Annotated in this window: 16 protein-coding genes; 3 read left to right on the forward strand and 13 right to left on the reverse strand. The window is 70.6% G+C overall.

What is annotated here, in order from left to right:
- Positions 1-360: 360 nt before the first annotated feature.
- The 8 genes from ADL34_RS34930 to ADL34_RS18910 are packed head-to-tail and all read right to left on the reverse strand — an operon-like array spanning position 361 to position 8,708.
- Positions 361-954 carry a DUF4913 domain-containing protein gene (locus ADL34_RS34930; protein WP_079034244.1) on the reverse strand — a complete coding sequence of 198 codons (594 nt, stop codon included), beginning with the start codon at positions 952-954 and terminating at the stop codon, positions 361-363.
- Entirely contained in the window at positions 944-2,683 is a 1,740-nt protein-coding gene (locus tag ADL34_RS18880; RefSeq protein ID WP_062669129.1) for a type IV secretory system conjugative DNA transfer family protein, read from the reverse strand. The genes ADL34_RS34930 and ADL34_RS18880 overlap by 11 nt, the downstream gene beginning before the upstream one ends.
- Positions 2,680-4,275, reverse strand: coding sequence for an ATP-binding protein (locus ADL34_RS18885; RefSeq protein WP_062669128.1), 1,596 nt, complete (start codon positions 4,273-4,275; stop codon positions 2,680-2,682). Before ADL34_RS18885 ends, ADL34_RS18880 begins: the two co-directional genes overlap by 4 nt.
- Positions 4,275-5,726: an SCO6880 family protein gene (locus ADL34_RS18890; protein WP_234375052.1), complete on the reverse strand. Its 1,452-nt coding sequence runs from the start codon at positions 5,724-5,726 to the stop codon at positions 4,275-4,277. Before ADL34_RS18890 ends, ADL34_RS18885 begins: the two co-directional genes overlap by 1 nt.
- Positions 5,723-7,222, reverse strand: a complete 1,500-nt coding sequence (locus tag ADL34_RS18895; RefSeq protein WP_159038940.1) for a hypothetical protein — start codon at positions 7,220-7,222, stop codon at positions 5,723-5,725. Before ADL34_RS18895 ends, ADL34_RS18890 begins: the two co-directional genes overlap by 4 nt.
- The gene (locus ADL34_RS18900; RefSeq protein WP_062669126.1) at positions 7,219-8,010 is read right to left on the reverse strand and encodes a hypothetical protein; all 792 of its coding nucleotides are present in this window, start codon (positions 8,008-8,010) and stop codon (positions 7,219-7,221) included. The genes ADL34_RS18895 and ADL34_RS18900 overlap by 4 nt, the downstream gene beginning before the upstream one ends.
- A 1-nt stretch (position 8,011) precedes the next feature.
- Positions 8,012-8,302 (reverse strand): hypothetical protein, encoded by a 291-nt coding sequence (locus ADL34_RS18905; protein WP_107115664.1) that lies wholly within the window; start codon positions 8,300-8,302, stop codon positions 8,012-8,014.
- Between the two features lie 4 nt (positions 8,303-8,306).
- On the reverse strand, positions 8,307-8,708 hold the full coding sequence (locus ADL34_RS18910; protein WP_159038941.1) for a hypothetical protein: 402 nt from the start codon (positions 8,706-8,708) through the stop codon (positions 8,307-8,309).
- A 406-nt stretch (positions 8,709-9,114) separates the two neighbouring features.
- On the opposite strand from ADL34_RS18910, the gene ADL34_RS18915 reads away from it, so the two are divergent.
- Positions 9,115-10,179, forward strand: a complete 1,065-nt coding sequence (locus ADL34_RS18915) for a bifunctional lytic transglycosylase/C40 family peptidase (protein ID WP_063892316.1) — start codon at positions 9,115-9,117, stop codon at positions 10,177-10,179.
- 38 nt (positions 10,180-10,217) lie between these two features.
- The gene (locus tag ADL34_RS18920) at positions 10,218-10,781 is read left to right on the forward strand and encodes a hypothetical protein (RefSeq protein WP_159038942.1); all 564 of its coding nucleotides are present in this window, start codon (positions 10,218-10,220) and stop codon (positions 10,779-10,781) included.
- 139 nt (positions 10,782-10,920) lie between these two features.
- Here ADL34_RS18920 and ADL34_RS36130 read toward each other — a convergent pair whose 3' ends face one another.
- The 4 genes from ADL34_RS36130 to mobC form a co-directional block, all read right to left on the reverse strand.
- Positions 10,921-11,076, reverse strand: coding sequence for a hypothetical protein (locus ADL34_RS36130; RefSeq protein ID WP_159038943.1), 156 nt, complete (start codon positions 11,074-11,076; stop codon positions 10,921-10,923).
- A gap of 123 nt (positions 11,077-11,199) precedes the next feature.
- The gene (locus ADL34_RS18925; protein ID WP_062669123.1) at positions 11,200-12,345 is read right to left on the reverse strand and encodes a hypothetical protein; all 1,146 of its coding nucleotides are present in this window, start codon (positions 12,343-12,345) and stop codon (positions 11,200-11,202) included.
- 14 nt (positions 12,346-12,359) lie between these two features.
- Positions 12,360-13,979: a relaxase/mobilization nuclease domain-containing protein gene (locus ADL34_RS18930; protein ID WP_159038944.1), complete on the reverse strand. Its 1,620-nt coding sequence runs from the start codon at positions 13,977-13,979 to the stop codon at positions 12,360-12,362.
- A gap of 146 nt (positions 13,980-14,125) precedes the next feature.
- A complete protein-coding gene (gene mobC / locus ADL34_RS18935; protein ID WP_062669121.1) occupies positions 14,126-14,557 on the reverse strand; it encodes a plasmid mobilization relaxosome protein MobC in 432 nt (143 codons plus the stop codon).
- Positions 14,558-14,799: 242 nt separating this feature from the next.
- On the opposite strand from mobC, the gene ADL34_RS18940 reads away from it, so the two are divergent.
- Complete coding sequence (locus ADL34_RS18940; protein WP_062669120.1) at positions 14,800-15,180, forward strand: hypothetical protein; 381 nt, start codon at positions 14,800-14,802, stop codon at positions 15,178-15,180.
- A gap of 80 nt (positions 15,181-15,260) precedes the next feature.
- On the opposite strand, the gene ADL34_RS36135 is transcribed toward ADL34_RS18940, so the two are convergent.
- Positions 15,261-16,943, reverse strand: a complete 1,683-nt coding sequence (locus tag ADL34_RS36135; RefSeq protein ID WP_062669119.1) for a DNA cytosine methyltransferase — start codon at positions 16,941-16,943, stop codon at positions 15,261-15,263.
- Between the last annotated feature and the right edge of the window lie 88 nt (positions 16,944-17,031).

Genomic DNA, 17,031 nt, shown 5'->3' on the forward strand with positions numbered 1-17,031 from the left:
GCTTCATGACTTGCCTCAGACTCTAAGGGGCAGTCCTGACAGTGAAGAGATCCAGACGCCGTAACAAGCGGCACTGACAGTGCCTGATGCGCCCACTCGCAATACACCACGGCACTGACATGCCATCCACCCGTATAACGGCAGGTCAGAGCCATGCAGCGCAGGATCTACAGATCTCTCCCAGAGGGCGAAGCACCGTGACCCATCTCACACCCTGAAATACATGAAATGGGTCATCAAGGACTCTCTCGGCTCGCCGATGTCGAGGGTCATGCGGCGGCGATCTCGTCGCCCGGCTGCGTGTGCCAGCGCCCTCATCGACCCGCACACCAACCCTCATCACGTAGTACTTCGAGTCTCTTAGCCCTCGGCGTGGGTCCATGCACTGGGCACTAGGCCGGGCATGCGGTGGTTGATCGAGTGCTCACCCTTGGTGCAGCCCGCGAACGGGCCGGTGGACCCTCGTAGCTCTCGCAGGGCGGGGTCCATGTGGTCGCGGTGCCAGACTGAGGGGCCGGTGTATCCGCAGGTGGCTGGGTCCGTCAGTTCTTGCCAGGCGAGCCATGCGGCGTGCAGGCGGGCGACTGCCACGGGGTGTTCCCACCACAGATGGCACCATCGGGCGTCAGCCGACGGCTCGGCAAGGTAGCCGGGCACCAGCACACCCTCCACCCACTCGATGAGAGCGCGGAGTTCGTCGTCGTACTGCGGCGAGTCGAGCAACAAGATGAAGGGCGGGTACTTCCACTCTGCTTCCTCGTCGTCCTCGGTAGGGACGTCCCCGCCGGCCGTCTCCTCGTCGGTGGCAGGCCCGCCCGGCCCGTCCTCGGTTCCGTCGGCGAACTCCTGGACCAGGGCGGTGAGCCGGGCGACCTTGACCTTGAGGTCCTCGATGTCCTCGAACATGCCGACCGGCACGTCCATCTGCGGGACGTCGTCGGGTTCATCGGCCATTGCGGGCGGCCTTCCGCTGCTCGTACGCGGCCACGGCGCGCTTGGTGATGGCGGCCTCCTCCTCACGCATCTGCGGGCCGATGTGCGCCATGGCCTCCTCCGCGTACCAGGGGCGCAGGCTGATCTGTGCGACCGGCATGCCGGTGGACATCAGCAGGGCCGTGCCCTTGCGCATGGCGCGGATCTCGGCGGGGTCCAGGACCTGCTCGCGCTGCTCGCTCCAGCTGCGGCTGGAGCCGTCCTTGCTCTTGGAGTACGAGCCGCGCTCGATGTAGTGCGCGCCGGTCAGGGAGCTGATGTCCTGGGCGAACTTGGCGTCGTCCATCCCGACGCCGATCACCTTGCGCGTGGCCGCGCTCCACATGGCGTCCATGCCGACCTCGCCCCAGGCCCGTACGCCCTGGCGGTAGCTCTGCAGGATCGTGAACGGCGTGATGCCGCGCGATCCGAGGTGGGAGTACAGGTCAGGCAGGTCGGCGATCCGGCAGATGTTGGCGGCCTCGTCCAGGACCGCGCGCATCGGCTCGGGCAGGCGGCCGCCGTGGCGCTCGCCCGCCTCGGTGGCGGCGGTGAAGACGGCGTCGGCGACCGCGGCCACGAGCGCCGAGGACGGTCCGCCCTTCTTGCTCAGCAGATACAGGGTGTCGGTGCTGGTGGCGAAGGCCTCGGGGTCGAAGCGGGCGCGGTGCTTGTCCGGGGTGACCCACGCGAGGACCTTCTCGTCGCGCAGCGCGGACATGGCCGTACGCGCGTTCTGGTAGATCCCGGACTGTGTCTCCTCGGCGATGTTGATGGAGGAATCGACCTGCTCGGCGAGCACCGGCTCGTGCTGGTAGAGCACACGCAGCGGCGCCTTCTCCTTCGGGTCGGCCAGCCATGCCATGACCTCGCGGACGGTGGTGCCCTCCCACCAGGCCGCTCGGAACAGGCCGGTGAGGAGGTCTCCGGCGGCCTGGGACCAGAACGGGTCGGCCTGCTCCGAGGTGATCTGGGTGACGAAGTGCGAGGCCAGACGCTCGGCGCCTTCCAGGGTCTCGGCCTGCGCCACCAGGTCGACCCACATGTCCCGTTCGGCCTGCGCGACGCCCTGAGTGTCGAACAGGAAGGTCTGCCCGGCCCTGGCCCGGCTGCCGCGCGTCGCGGCGTAGACGTCCGCCTTGTTCGACGTCATCAGCAGGGCGCCAGGCGCCTCCTCCGCGACCGGGATGGCCAGCGACGTCGACTTGCCCGCGCGCGGCGCCATGATGGCGATGTAGGTGTCCTCGTCCGATCCGCGCAGCTCGATGCCGGACGGCAGGTGGTCGCCAAGGAGGACGCCCCGGTCGCGTGCCGGGAGCTGCGAGGCCTTCGCCCCCTTCAACGAGGCGCGCAGCCGGGTCGCGGTGCGGGCGGCGTGCTTCGGTGTCAGCTCACGCACCTGGTGCAGGGTGGCCAGGCTGGAAGGGTTCCTGAACCACTTGAAGGCCCAGCGCAGCCCCCACACGAGGAACACCACGACCGCCAGGTCGGCGACGGTGGCGCCGACGAGAGACGCGGTCTGCGACTGCGGCCACACCGTCGCCCAGTCGCTGACCATCCGGTAGACGGTCAGCGGGGAGGCCGGGGCCACGTCCTCGCCGGTGGCCAGTGCGCCGCCAGCCGCTCCCGCCCAGGTCGCGGCGGACAGCGTCACGACGCCGCCCGCCAGGATCGCGGCGCCGGCCCATGCCCGGTCGTCGTCCGTCATCATCGGCTGTCGCCTCCCGCCCTCGGTGTGCGGCGCCGGTTGGTGTCCGTGCGGTACAGCCGCTGCTCGGTCGCGGTGAGTTCGAGCGCGGCCGCGATGCCCGGCCTGGTCCCGATCTTGATCAGATACTTGCCGCGGCCGGGATGGCGGGCCCGTTCGTCCTCCGCCGGCGGACCTTGGCCGTCGTCCTGGTCGTCGTAGCTCGGGTCGATGTCCAGGCCCGTGCTTGTGGCCGACGACCACGAGCCGATCATCATGCGTTCCTGCTCCGTCAGGCTGCGTTTGCCGGTGACGCGGCGCAGCTCCTCGTCGGTGGACGCGCCGATCACCCACGTGTCGCAGCGGTCCATGAGCCCTCGGGCCTTCGCCCGGTCCATCTCGGTGGGCAGGGCCTCGACGTCGAGCAGGGAATGCGTGACGTAGATCGTGACGTCGTCCGTCGTGCGGTTGAGGCGGCTGATCGCGTCCATCGCGTCGACCAGGCCCGGCCCGGAGCGCAGGGCCCGCCACATCTCGTCCATCGGCAGCACGAGGCGACGGTCCATCAAGCCGATGCTGCGGGCGGAGTCGATGCTGGAGTACGTGTAGGCCCAGGTCGCGATCATCCCGGCGGACACGACGTCGTTGCCGCGGGCCCGCAGTGCGGAGATGTCCACGGAGACCGCGGGGGCGGCAATGTCCAGGGGTGTGGTCGTCGGCCCGTCGAAGAGGCCGCGCAGCGGGCCGCCGATCAGGTTGTCGAGCCCGGCGATGGCGCTGCGGGTCAGGTCCCGGTAGCGGTCGCCCTCGGCGGCCAGCTTGGTCCGCAGTTCCTCCGGGGCGGCCCGCAGTACGTCGACCACGTCCTTGACGATGGGGTCGCTGCCGGTGGCCTGACCGGCGGAGGCGACCTGCACGGCCGTGTCCAGCGCGCTGCGTTCGATCTCGTTCGGGGTGCGCCCGAGCCCGTGCTTGGTCGACAGCAGGGCGACCAGGGTCTCGAGTCTGCGGCCGTTGAGGACGTCGAGCAGAGCCTGGCGCCGGTCGGCGGGCAAGGCCTGCGCGTGGCCCTTGAGCGGGCCGCTGTCCAGGGGGTTGATGCGGCCGATGCCGTCGCCGATCCGTACGACGCTGCCGCCGAGCTCGCGGATCAGCTCGCTGTACTCGCCCTTGACGTCGCCGGGGACACAGACCATGTGCCCGAAGGCCGAGTACACCAGACAGATCCTCTTGACCAGGGCGGACTTGCCCGCACCCGGCTGCGACATGACCCACACGCCGGGATTGGTGGTGAGCTGGCCCGTCCAGCCGGAGGGGTCCAGACACACCAACTCGCCGGTGAGGACGTCCCGTCCGACCGGCACGCCGCGCGGCGGCAGACCGGAGCCCAGCAGGAAGGGGTAGATGCCGCCCGCCTGCGAGGTGGGGCCGGTGTAGACGGTGCCCGCGTCCTCGACGGTGGCCCGGCCGCCGAACCTGCCGCCCCACCCGAGCCGGGGAGCGAACCGGCTCCGCAGCTTCCTTGCGGCCTGGCGCTCTGCGCGGGTCGGGGCCTGCTCGGTCGTCCTGGTGACCCGCTTGGGCGTGGTCACCACGGTCTTGGGCTTGCGTGCCATCAGTCCCTCACGAGCGGGTTGTAGCCCAGCGGCAGCGTGGCGGCGAAGACGGCGCCCTGTGCGCCGTAGGCGGGCCTCATGCGGATGCCCCTGGTCGCCTTCACGGCGCGCTCCAGCTCCTGGCGGGCGGCGGGCAGGTCGGCGGCGGATCGGGCCGTGGTCGTCACCATGAGGGTCCAGTCGACCACCTGGGAGCCGCCGGCGACCTGTGCGGCGGCCCGCTCGGCGCGCTCGGCGTCGGCCCGCTGGCTCCACTTGGCGCGGCCCTTGACCTCGGCGGTGGCGGCCGCCCGCTGGTGGGCGTTGCTGATCTCCCTCTCCAGGACCGCTTCGCCCTCGTAGGGGTCCAGGACCCGGTAGGCGAGGGTGATGCGCCGCTGGAAGCGGCCCGGGGCCAGCAGCGGCAGCAGCACGCTGTAGGCGATGGGACGTCGCGGCATCTCGCGCAGCACCCAGCTCAGCGACACTCCGCCGTCGTGCGCGTAGGTCTCCCATTCGTCGTCGGCGGCCTGCGGGCCGCACTCGGACCAGCTGAGTTCCTCGAAGTCCTTGTCCCGGGCGTTGAAGGTGGCCGGGTCGTACGCGCTGCGCACCAGGCGGCGCAGGTCGACGTCGGTGGCCCGGCGCATGATGTCGGTCCCGGTGCCGGACAGGTCCAGGCCGTCGACCACCTTGAGGGTTTCCGCGACCTGTTCGGCGAGGTCGGCCGGCGGGTTCGCGGACGCGGTGGGATCGACCGTGACGGACATCCACGGCGCCACGCTGGCCGTGGCGTGCGGGGTCGTGCGCACCAGCTCGTCGATGATCTGCTTGGCGAATTGTGGGGCGTTGGGGTCCTTGCGGACCTTCACGTCGTCGCCGAGGGCCTCCCCCGCTCCCGGGGTGATCTGGATCGTCACCGAGGCGCCCTTGATCTGCTCGTCGGTGCTCATCGCGTCCAGCACGGACGACCAGGTGCGCAGGGAACTCTGCACGGCGCCGGTGGGGGCCATCAGGCTGCCGCCGGGGGCCAGGAGCGTCGTGACGGTCATGTGGCCGCTCGCCCGGTCGTGGACCACCCCCACGTGCTTGCCGGTCGTCGGGTCGTGAGCGCGGATCAGGGTGGAGGAGGCGCCCACTCCCGGCAGGTCCAGCGCGTAGGGGTGCGGCAGCAGCACCCGCCGGTAGGAGGTGGCCTCGACCCTGGCCGCCCGCCGCCAGGCCACCTTGGCCCAGTAGTAGGACAGAGCGGACATGCCGTGCCGCCGGGCGGCGGCCAGGGCGATCAGCGCGCCCGTCACCGGCAGGGTGACCACCAGGGTGACCGGCGCCTGGACGCCGATGATGCCCTCCGCGACCAGGACCACGGTCGAGATGATCGTCGCCGACTTGGACAGCCCGCCGAAGCCGAAGCTGCGGCGGGCACGGAACCCTTCCACCAGCAGGGCCTGCGGCACCTCGTGCGTGGTCACTGCGCACTCCCCCCGTTCCCGATCTGCCGACTCGCGCCCTGCACGGTGTCGTTGACGCCGTCCAGGACCTGGATCCCGATGCCGACGGGCCCGGCCACCGCAGCGGCCGACGCTGCGGGTCCTGCCGCGCCCGCCGCGGCGGAACCCTGAGCGCCGACCGCTGCGGTGGAGGGCGCGGCCGTGCCGTCGGGTGCGGCCTGGCCGTTTGGCTGGGCGGCCGCCTGGTTGCGGGCTGCCTGCGCCTGGGCGTCACCGCCCGAGTGGCCATCCTCGCCTTCGCTGTTGCCCTGACCGGCGCGGCTGCCCATCGTCTGCTCGACGTAGCGGGCGTGCTCCACGGCGCTGGCGGGCTCCGCGCCCCCGCCGCTGGGCCCGTCGTTGTTGTTCCTGCCGCCGAAGTAGCCCGCGGCTGCGGACAGCGCTCCGCCCGCGCCACCGGAGGCCAGCCCGTTGCCGACGGCCGCACCGAGCGGCGCGAAGATCTTCGTGAGCGGACCGGGGGCGAGGACCGCCAGGACCAGGGTGGCGCAGCCGCGCAGCCATTCCGCCAAGGTCTTGGCGTGTCCGAACTCGGCGAAGCCGGTGCAGATGATGACGGCCAGGATGGGCTTGTAGGCGACGATCACGAGTCCGCTGGTGATCAGCTTGGGCGCCCACTGGCGGGTGGTGTCGCCGCCCGCCCGGCCTCCGCCGGCCACCGGCAGCAGCAGGCAGATGATGGGGATGGCGGACTGCCGCAGGAACACGAGCACCAGCTGGATGAAGCCGATCAGCAGCAGCACAGCGACGACGCACAGCATGGTGATGGGGTTGGAGACGGCGGCGGGCACCATCACGCCGACGATCCTCTCGTAGGCCTTGCCGTCGTCTGCGAAAGTGGCGTCGACCAGCCCGGCCGTCAGGGCGTCCCCGGCGGTGAGCAGCAGCGCGAACATGCCCACGCCGATCGCGGACAGCAGGGTGTTCTCCACCCAGCCGAGCATCGCCCGCCCCGCGTGTTTGGACTGCCCGGTGACGGCCATCTTCCCGAGCTGCCACATCATTCCGAAGGCTGCGATCACCAGGCCGAGCCAGACGAGCATGCCCGCCAGCGTGGCTTTGCCGCCCCACAGGCCGGTGCCCTCCAGGTCGACCGACGGGCCGAGGAGGGCGACGGTCAGAACCTTCTTGAGGACCCACTTCACCGCATCGGCGCCGGCGTTGATGATGTCGCCCAGGAGGGACTCCCAGACTTCCTTCCATGCCCCCTTGATCTTCTTCTCGGTTGCCTCGCCGATCTTGTCGCAGATGCTGCTCATGCCGTTGGCGGCGGCGCCCGGGCTGGCCCCGCCGCCGCTGATGATGGCGCCGAGGATCGGGCCGGTGGAGATCTGGCAGGCGCCGTCGGTGACGTCGCTGATGATCCCGTCGGCCCGCGCAGGCGGGGCAGCGGCCACCGCCGACACCCCGAACACCATGGTCAGCGCCAGGACGAGGACGGCCAGTCGGCGCCTCACGAGGCCTCCCGGATCGCCGTCCACCCCGCCCGGTTGAAGGCCTCGTCACCCGGAGCGGCCATCTTGGGCTGGCCGTCCTTCCGCGCGGCCGCCAGGGCATCCTGGGTGACCGTCCCGCTCAGCTTCCAGTCGCCGCCCTCCCACCTCACGCCGTTGACGACGCGGGTGTAGGAGCTGGCTTCCTCGGCCGTCTCGCCGTTCTTGCGCACGACCCGGCTCAGCAGGAAGACCGAGACCTCGTCCGCCGACTCCTTGATGACCTTGAAGCCGACCACGTTGCTGCGCACGTACGCGCCCGCCGGCAGGGGCTGGCCTACGGCCACGCTCATGCTCTTGTGCAGCGCCTTGTCCGTCTGGATGGCCTGCAGCTCGATCTGCTCGGCGGTGTCCGGGGACTGGTCGGCCTTCGCCACGTAGGAGTGGTAGATGCGCAGCTGCTCATCGACGTTCGACCGACCGGCCTCGATGGCGGTGGTGTTGGCGGCCGCCGCCATGGCCACGGCGCCCTGCGTCGTGTGCGGGAACCTGGTCTCGCTGCCCCGGTTGTCGGTCCGCTCCCCCCGCGGGAGCGCCGCCCATCGCTGCGGCTCGGTCCAGTCCTCCGGAGCCCGGTAGCTCGCCGACGGGCTCGCCGGGCTGGACACGCTCGGACTCGCGCCGCCCTTGCCGTTCGTGCCCGGCTCCTCGTCGTCCCCGCTGAGCGTGACGTAGGCGGTCAGCCCGAGCACGACCGCGGCCGCGATGCTCACGGCCCAGATGCCCTTGCTGTTGCTGGTGCGTGATGCCATGTCAGCCGCCCGCAATGCCGTTGAGGATCGTGATCAGCGAACCGCCCAGCAGGATGGCCGCCACTCCGCCGCCCATCCACTTGAACGGCTCCGACCCTCCGCTTCCGCGCTGCTTGTCGGAGACGGCCAGCTTGTAGACGCCGAACCCTGCTCCCCCGGCGCCGGCCAGGACCACCAGCCACAGGCCGTAGCCGAAGATCTGCGACACCGTTCCGTTCAGTCCCGGGATGGGGGTGGGTTCCGCGCCCGGGATGATGCCGGCGAGCGTGGCCACCTCAGAGGCCATGGTCATCAGGTCATTTCCTTTCCAACGCGCGCCGCAGCTTTGCCGCTGCGGCCTGGACGTCCTTGTGCTGCAGGGCCTCCTCCGGCCCCGCGACCGCGCGCAGCACCGGCAGGTACGGCACCCTCGCCGTCCCGGCCAGCCGCCCCTCCAGGGCGCGCACCAGGTACCGGGCCTGGGCCACCGGGCGAGCCGGGGCATCCGCGACCAGCACGAGCCACGGCCTGGGCCGAGGGCCCCAGTGCCGGAGCATTTCCTCGAGGCTCGTGGCGCTGTAGACGGTGGTGTCGGCCACCAGTACCGGCTGGACCCCGTACGGGATGGTCTCGCCGACGGCCATCACGCGGGCGGCGCCCCTGCCGTCGGGATCGAGCATCCGGGCCACCGTGGCCACCACAATTCCGTACCCATGCACGGGGATCAGTGCGTGCCGCAGCATGACGGGCGCCGCATGCTCAGGTGTTGGCGTCACTGAATGGGCAATCACGACACAACTCCCCCCTGTATGACTACGTTTATTCGGCACTGTCTTGGCCCTGCAGGGCCGATAAGGCTAGCGTGACCCACCGCAAACCTATCTGGCGTTTCCTGCTGGTCACAGGGCTGGAAGCAGGGCGCACACCCCGTATTTCGCCACGCGAAATGAGCGCGCCCGAGCGGAATTCACATACGCCGAGACGAGCCGAAGAAGTGGTATCCACTTCAACGAATCACGGCCCGCCGCGACTAGGGGATGAACGGCGAATTCGAGCCCCACATCGACCGAAAACGAAGCACCAGCGGACCGTCAAGAAGGCAGAGATTCAGCGGGGGGACAACGCGTGAAGGTGCTCATACGGGCTGCTGCCGCAGGCGTCATCGCGTTCGTGATGGCGGTCATCGGCCTGGTGGCGCTCGTCCTCGTGGACGCGGACGCCGAAGCCACCGAGGTATCCGACGGAGGTGGCGGACTGCGGGGAGTGCCCGCCGAGTTCCGCACCTGGATCCTCAAGGCCGACGATGAATGCAAGGAACCCGGGATGACCCCGGCACTGCTGGCCGCGCAGCTGTACCAGGAGAGCAAGTTCCAGACCTCCCCGCAGGCCGCCACCTCCCACGCCGGCGCGCAGGGCCCCGCGCAATTCATGCCGGGAACGTGGGCCACCTGGGGGCGGGACGCCGACGGCAACGGCGAGGCCTCGCCCTGGGACATCGGCGACGCCGTCATGGCCCAGGGCCGCATGATGTGCTCCCTGCTCAAGCAGGCCAGAGCCTCGGGCTACGGGGGCGACGTGCGGGCGCTCGCCCTGGCCGGCTACAACGCCGGGTGGGGCCGGGTCCAGCAGTTCCGCGGGGTGCCGCCGAAGTCGTTCGCGGGCGGCGAGACCTACAACTACGTGCAGATCATTCTGTCGACCATGAAGCGGTTCGAGGGCCCGGCACGGCTCACCGTCGAAGGCTCCGGAACCGGCCCCGACGCCCTGCGCAAGGCAGCCACCCAGATGGGGACCCCGTACGCCTGGGGCGGCGGCAACGCCAGCGGCCCTTCGACCGGGTTCTGCGACGGCGTCAACGGCTACCTGGACGGCCGCTGCTCCGCCTCCTCCACCGTCGGGTTCGACTGCAGCAGCCTGGTCATGTACGCGTACTGGCCCCACGTGAAACTGCCGCGCACGGCGGCCGCCCAGTACGGAGCCACCTCCGACCGCGCGGTCTCCCGCAGCGACCTCAAGCCCGGAGACCTGCTGTTCTGGAGTCACGGCGGGTCCGGCGCCATCTATCACGTCGCGATCTACGCGGGTGACGGCAACGTCCTGCACGCACCGCGCACAGGACGGAACGTCTCCCTCGCCCCTCTCACCTCCGCCATGCCCCAGCGGGACTACTACGGAGCCACCCGCCCTTGACCGGATGTGTCCACCGCTGGACATGTACAGTGGTGGACATGTTGAAGACCTATGCGGTGATGGTTACCCCGCAGGACTACCCCCCGGCTTTCATCGGTCCGTTCATCGCCAAGACGAACGCTGAGCGCTACGCCGAGCGGATCGGGCGGTTCGAGAGCCGACGCACGAAGAACCACGTCGACGCCTTCGTCGTCACCGCCAACCCGCGCAACAAGCATCTGGACCCGCGGTTGCCCACCGACCCCTGGACCCTGGGCCGACTCATTGACGAGGAGGAGGACCAGGATGTCGTCCCCTGCCTGTACGCCCGACTCGAAGCCCAGCTCGGGGCTGACGTCGCGGAGAAGGTCTGGTCCCAAGCCACCGGGTGGGAGGGCAACAGCATCTCCGGCCGCGAGCAGCTCCTCGCCTCGGCCGAGGACTGGCGCACTCAGCGCCTCGGTGCCGTGAACGCCCTCAAGCGCATTGCGGTCGAGCTGTGGAACGACGGCATGGAGAACGTCCAGGACATCAGGCGTGCGACCGGACTCTCCCGGACGACGGTCTACGAAGTCCTGCGCGCCGCCGACATTGACCCCGCCGCGCGCGACTCCGAGCAATGAGCATCGAACCTGGGTTGCAGCCTACGTCCGGGTCGCAACCCGGGTTCGAGCACCGACATGGCATGTGGGCCTCAGCAACGTGCTCTTCAGCGGACCCGCGCTCCCGGTCTCGCTCGTGAAGCCCAATTAGCAACCCCCGTCACAGCTTCAGCAAGCCGACCGCGACCACGAGGACAGCCGCGCCGAGCGTCAGCGCCGGGATCGCCGCCGGGTACGTCACACCGACGAGCACCGCGACCACGGCGCATAGCAGTGCCAGAATGAAGCGGGTCATGGGGTCGGTCGGGGTCGGCATCGCATCTCCTCTGCTCGGAACGGTGCGCTGACACTGCCGGTTGCGGGGGTTAGCCCCGCAAGCCGCGTACGCCGCACCGTGCGTGCCTGGACGAAGTCCCAATCCGCCCCCATTGCGCGGCAGCTATCGGGTCTTGCCGCTCCTTGATGCAGGCCCTGCTTCGCGGTGCGCAGCCGCGCCGGGCACGGCCGGTGCCGGACCCTTCCCGACCGCCTTAGTAGGGCCCACACTCGGCGAAGTCGCTCGGGCCGCCGCGGTGCTCACCTTCGCCCCCGGGCGCGTCGGCGAACCGACCGGCTTGCGCAGCGCGTCGTTGGCCGCTTGGACCAGGCGCCGCCCCATCTGCGGCTGCGGCCCCTCCCGCCACGAGGTGTCCGTCGACAGCTGGGCCAGGTGCACGCCGACCGGCTGCCCCGCTGTCTCCATGGCCGCCATCCTCGCGGCCAGCAGCGGCCACTGACGCGCCGACAACAGGAGGTCCGCCTCCCGCTCCGCGCCAGGCAGAGCCTCGCGGACCATGCGCGCGAAACGCTGGTTCTCCGACGAGGCAATGGAGAGCTGGCGAAGGGCCCGCTCACGGTCTCCGAGGTCAAGGTCCCTGGGGACGTCCAGCCCCACCGTCAGCGGCCCGTACGACAGCGTCGCGTCCCTGCTCGTGGTGGGCACCTCCGCTATGGCAAGCACCCTGGCGACCGCCTGGTCGACGCCGACGCCCTCCTCGTGCGCGTACGCGAGGATCGCCCTCACGTCGACTCCGCGCTCGTTCAGCGTCGCCATCGTCCGTGCCATCTCCGGCCATGCCGGGGAGGACAGGATGGCCTCGCGCACCGGTCCCGCCGGCAGCGTCTCGCGCAGCGCCTTCGCCCACTCCTCGGTGCCCTCGTGCTTCACCTTCTCGGCGTTCGCCGCTACCTGGTCCCGCACCGTCACGGCGATCTCGCCGACCCGGGGCAGCAACGCCTCCAGGTCGACCCCGGCCCGCTTGAGCGCCATGAGCTGCTGGGCGAGCTGCGGCCAGTCAGCGCCCGCCAACAGAGCCGCAGCGACGTCGTCCGGCAGGAACTTCTTGACCTCCTCCGAAGCCTCCCCTGCCGCCTTCTCGGCGTCCGGGAACTCGTCCGCCTTCCCGGCCCGCTCCTGCTGCTGACGGCGTACCGCATCCGCGATCGCCATGACCAGACGGAACGCCATCACGGAGGTCTGCACCGCCTCGGCGACGGCCTCCATGAAGGCCTCCCCGGGGCGTTCCTCCGGCATCGGCATCGTCATGTCCGCTCCCCTCGTTACCGGGCCCGAGGCGGGCCCTTGCGCTGCTCGTCACCCGGCGGCCTACGGGTCGGCCCGGATGCCCCCAGCAAGGGCGGCCCACTGCTCCGGCCGGCGTCACCGGTCGACGTCGGCGATGGGCTTCTTCCGGTGACCGGCGTCGGCGCACCGCGCTGGCGGCTCCACCCGTCCAGCCGCCATGTAAGCACCTCGGCGACGGATTCCGCAGAGGTCAACTGCCGTTGTGCGGCCACCCTGGTGAGGACCTCGACCGGGTCATCCCCCGCGTTCTCGACAGCGGCCAACCGGGTGCGCAGCGCGGGCCATGCCGGGTCTGCGAGCACCGCACGCGCATGCTCGGGGACAGCCTCCTGCAGCACGCCCGCCATGGGGCGCTCTCCCGAGACGGCAGGGGTCCGGCGGACGCCCCCGGGCCGGGTGGTCGTGCGCTTCGGACGGGGCTGGTAGTCACGCGCCGCGCTCGCACCAGCGGTCACCTCGACCGCCTCACGCAGCAGCCGCCCGGCTCGCCCGGAGGCCTCCGCCTGGGCGCGGTGCTCCTGTGCCTGGTGCCAGCGGTGAGAGGCCTCGATCGCAGTGGCCAGAGCGAGCAGGAAGCCGAGTGCGGCCACCGCGTCGCTCCTTCCGGCGGCGGCCGCCGACCGGGACAGCATGTATGCCGACTCCCGGTAGAGGCTGCGCGCCTGGCCTTCCAGCGCACGGTCGCCCGGCACGCGCGAGGCCCGCTCGAACTCGTAGGCCGCGTCACGCAGTCGATCGCGCACCATGCGCGGCGAGATCACCGCAGCGATGACGATGAGGTCACCGAGTGCGGCGACGTCCCCGGCCCCCTGGCGCAGACCGCCCGCGCCGAGCTGGTCGGCGGCCGCACGTACACGCCGCTCCGCCTCCTGCCACATCTCCGCCGGCGCGACAGTCGGCACCGAGACGGGTCTCGTCCAGCGCTCCCGTACGCGCGGCAGGGACAGATCGGAGGCGAGCCGGGCGCCGGGAAACCACACCGCGCGCTGCCCGCCATCACGGTCACCGGGCAGGGCGACGGAGTACCCGGTGATGTTCCCGTCTGGCGCGACACGCTTGTTCACCCGGACTCCGGCGGCGGTCAGCCGGGCGAAGAAGTCGTCCTCGTTCGCGGCGGCGGCCGCGGCCTCCCGGACCGTCCGCTGCAGCGTCACCCGCGCCGGCTCCGACAGCCCGCGCCGAACGGCTTTCTCCTGCTCCCCGGTCTTCGGCCACGTCCGCGCGGTCTTGTCGCCATGGGTCAGCCGACGCAGCCCGAACTCGGCCTCGAACTTCCGGGCGGCGGCGTGCATCTTCGGGATGTCCTGCCGCAGTCGCGGCTGACGGCCGTCCTGCCTCGCCTGCGTCGCGACGATGTGAATGTGGTCGTCGGCATGACGGATCGCCACCCACCGGCAGCCCTGATCGTCACCGTGCTCAGCGATGCCGGCGGCGTGCATCATCTCGCGTGCGACCTTCGCCCATTCCTGGTCCGTCAGGAGCCGGTCCTCGGGGGCGTTGCGCACCGCTACGTGGTAGACGTGCTTGGCCGGTCGCTTACCGAGCAGGGCGTGCACCGGAGCGTCCAGGATGAGCGCCAGGTCGGCGATCGTCATGTGCGGCGAGCGCGCCGGGTCCTCGACGAAGGGGTCGTCCCAGGAAGCGACCATGTGCGGGTTGGTGTGCTCGTCACGCTTCCCGGGGCCGTACAGGTAGGCCAGCAGCCCGCAGGTGTCCGTGCCGTCCCTGGCCTTCTTCGGCATCATGCCCGCGGCCGCCGTTCACGCATCACCTGCCGCGTCGCCTCGTCCATGCGTTGGATCGTCTTGAGTATGGCGTCCAGTGTGGCGGCGAGCTGGGCACTGGTCACCGTGCCATCCGCGTTCAGTGCCTTCGCGATCTGGTTGACGTTGTTGCCGATCCGCGAGGCCTGATTGCGGGACTGGATCAGCTCGGCGATGAGGTCGCGGGCGTCGACGGAGACGGGCACGACCTTCTCCGTGGCTACCTTCATTGCGGCGTCGCCCACCCATGCGGCCAGGGCCTGGTTGTCGCGGGCGGCGGCCTCACGAATGATCGTCAGCTCGGTGTCGGTGTAGGAGACCTTGATGCGCGTGTTGCGACGACTGTCGGTCTCGCGTTCGCGGTAGCGCGCGCTGCGGCGTCGCCCGCTCGATGCCGGCGGCTCTGCCACGCGAGCCCCCCCCCTCCCCCTCGGTCCGTGCTCGGACCAAAGATCACCGGCCGACCACAGTAGTGGGCCAAAGGACGGTGATCATGCAAACTGGGCCCAGTTTGCACTAACTCGCTTCCGGCCGTTACTGACCCCTTAGAAGCTGTCAGGTCGCATGTGGGTGCCGCTCAACAACGGACGCCAGTACGGTGTTTCACCGCGAGCACCGGTCGCTGACTGCTGGTCAGCCATAGGATCGGCGCATGCCAAGCGCAGACGAGATCCTGCAGAAAATGAAGGCCCTCCAGGCGCAGCGTGAGGAGTCGATCGAGCCCCTGGTCGGCATCCTGGCTCAGCGCAGTGAACTCCTGGACCAGCTCGCCGCCCTGGAGGAGCCGTACGGCCGGGCGTACGTCGCCGCCGAGGTCGGTGGGTGGACACCCGACGAGCTGGCGAAGATGGGCGCGGAGGAACCGGCGAAGCGTCCGCGGGCCCGCTCGCGGCGGTCGCGGGCGGCGGCGCGGAAGGCCGAAGAACGGACGTCCGCAGCAGCCTCCGAGGGGGCCTCGCCGGCTGGGACGATCCCGGCTCAGGACGGGGCGGCCGCTGACGAAGCGACGGCGGTCAGTACCGCAACGGCCTGACCGTTCCACCGTCCAGTACGCACGCGAAGGGCCCCGCATCGCGGGGCCCTTCGTCGTTGACGCCTGTTCTCGCCTGCCTGTCAGACGGCGGGCTTCCAGTCGGCGGGCGGGCTCGCTGTCCGCGGGGCGAACAGGGTGCGCAGGAGGGTCTGCTTCCCGAACAGTGTGAGCTGGTCTCCGGCCTTGGGGCGGGCGTCCGACTCCGCCCGCTGGTTCAGCTGGTACAGCGCCGCCTGGTAGCCGGAGACCGGCTTGTACCAGTCCTCGCCCTGGACCGCGGCGGAGATGGCGGCGCCCATGAACGGCGACACGGCGTCGGCGATCATCTGGGCGATGTTCCGGGTCCCCTTCGCTCCCGCCCGGGCGGGGATGTAGGTCCACGGGTAGTCCTGGCGGAAGCCGACCAGGACGCCGAGATCCGGCAGGGACACCGTGGTGGTCCCCTCACCCTGCGGGACGTCGGCGGGGCGGAACTTGATTCCGTACCAAGGGGCGGTGACGCACATGCCAACTCGGTTGAGGGGGAAGCTGCCGCCGCCGATCGGCTTGCCGGTCGCGGGGTTGACCTTGCGCTTGCCGCGGGTGTCGGCCCACCAGGTGGCCGGAAGGTTCAGGGCCTGTGCGACGGTCACGACCGGGAGCGCGGGGCGGCCCTGGTAGGGCTCGATCCGGCGGTCCAGCTCGGGCATCCAGTCGGGCAGCTTGCCGGTCTTCTTGAGCACGTGGGCGAACATCTCGCGGGCCGCCGCCTGGCCGTCGACGTGGTCGGCGTAGCGGGGCTGCTTGTAACGGGTGGCGACCATCCAGGCCCGTTCGCGGTGGGTGGCGGCGCCGAAGTCTGCGGCGTCCGCGATCTGCCATGAGCACCATGCCCAGCCGAAGCCCTCGACGCTGGTGATCTCGGACTGGATGGCTTCCGCCAGGGCGGGGGTCTGCTTCAGCAGGTTCGCCGACTGCTCCATGGTGATGGAGATCAGGGGAGCGCCGATCTGCACGAGGCACATGGGCCAGATGAGCATCTCCGCCATGAGCGCGGTGCGCTCGTCGGAGACCGCCGACGCGGCCCACTCGCGGAACTCAGCCGGGGTCATGTTGGGGGGCAGGTGGCCGCCGCCGCACAGCTCGCCCCAGCCGTGCGCGTCGGGGTGGTCCTCCATGCCGTCGATGACGCCGGTGAAGTAGTGGTGGGGGCCGCCGTAGAGGCTGCACAGGTCGTCCACCTCCAGGAAGCCGAACGCTTCGGAGGCCTGCCACATGATGCTCTGGAGTTCGGAGATCTCCTGGCTGTTCCAGGCGGAGCGCTTGCCGCCGTCGGAGAGGGTCTGGCAGGGGGGCGAGCCGTGGAAGCGGCGGGTGCCGCGCAGGGCGGGGTGGCGGGGGTCCAGCGTCCTGATGTCCGCCTCCACCACCCAGTAACCGGCCGCCCGGGCCGTGGCCGCTGCGTCCCGGTTCTGCTCGATGAGCACCCAGTCGCCGCCGTCGTCGACCAGCTCGCGGCCGGTGGCCATGCCGCCCGGTCCGCCGAAGGCCTCGACGCCGCGCTCGGGCTCGCCCTCCTGCCAGGTACGCGCCCAGTGCGGCGGGTAGGGGAACGCGAAGTCGGTGCACGCGCGGCAGTCGGCGCAGTCCGCGCCGGTCTCGCACACGGTGCAGTTGTCCTCGCACGTCCAGCCGTCCCAGTCGTACACCGCCGGCTGGAAGCCGTTCGCGTACGGACGCCCGTCCTCGTCCGTGGCTGCGGCGGTGTCGTGCACCTCGTCCATGTCCTCTGTCCTTGATCGTTGAGGCTTCTCGGTGGTGCCGGTCCGGGATTCCCGCCCCGCTCCGACACTGCTAATTCAATCAACTTTT

This window comes from Streptomyces sp. NRRL WC-3605 (assembly GCF_001509795.1).
In the GTDB taxonomy this organism is placed as follows: domain Bacteria; phylum Actinomycetota; class Actinomycetes; order Streptomycetales; family Streptomycetaceae; genus Streptomyces; species Streptomyces viridochromogenes.

Excerpts from the sequence above, each read along its gene's own strand:
- ADL34_RS34930 (WP_079034244.1), bottom strand. The coding sequence starts at position 954 with ATGGCCGATGAACCCGACGACGTCCCGCAGATGGACGTGCCGGTCGGC.
- ADL34_RS18880 (WP_062669129.1), bottom strand. The coding sequence starts at position 2,683 with ATGATGACGGACGACGACCGGGCATGGGCCGGCGCCGCGATCCTGGCG.
- ADL34_RS18885 (WP_062669128.1), bottom strand. The coding sequence starts at position 4,275 with ATGGCACGCAAGCCCAAGACCGTGGTGACCACGCCCAAGCGGGTCACC.
- ADL34_RS18900 (WP_062669126.1), bottom strand. The coding sequence starts at position 8,010 with ATGGCATCACGCACCAGCAACAGCAAGGGCATCTGGGCCGTGAGCATC.
- ADL34_RS18905 (WP_107115664.1), bottom strand. The coding sequence starts at position 8,302 with ATGACCATGGCCTCTGAGGTGGCCACGCTCGCCGGCATCATCCCGGGC.
- ADL34_RS18920 (WP_159038942.1), top strand. The coding sequence starts at position 10,218 with ATGTTGAAGACCTATGCGGTGATGGTTACCCCGCAGGACTACCCCCCG.
- ADL34_RS36130 (WP_159038943.1), bottom strand. The coding sequence starts at position 11,076 with ATGCCGACCCCGACCGACCCCATGACCCGCTTCATTCTGGCACTGCTA.
- ADL34_RS18925 (WP_062669123.1), bottom strand. The coding sequence starts at position 12,345 with ATGACGATGCCGATGCCGGAGGAACGCCCCGGGGAGGCCTTCATGGAG.
- ADL34_RS18930 (WP_159038944.1), bottom strand. The coding sequence starts at position 13,979 with ATGACGATCGCCGACCTGGCGCTCATCCTGGACGCTCCGGTGCACGCC.
- ADL34_RS18940 (WP_062669120.1), top strand. The coding sequence starts at position 14,800 with ATGCCAAGCGCAGACGAGATCCTGCAGAAAATGAAGGCCCTCCAGGCG.
- ADL34_RS36135 (WP_062669119.1), bottom strand. The coding sequence starts at position 16,943 with ATGGACGAGGTGCACGACACCGCCGCAGCCACGGACGAGGACGGGCGT.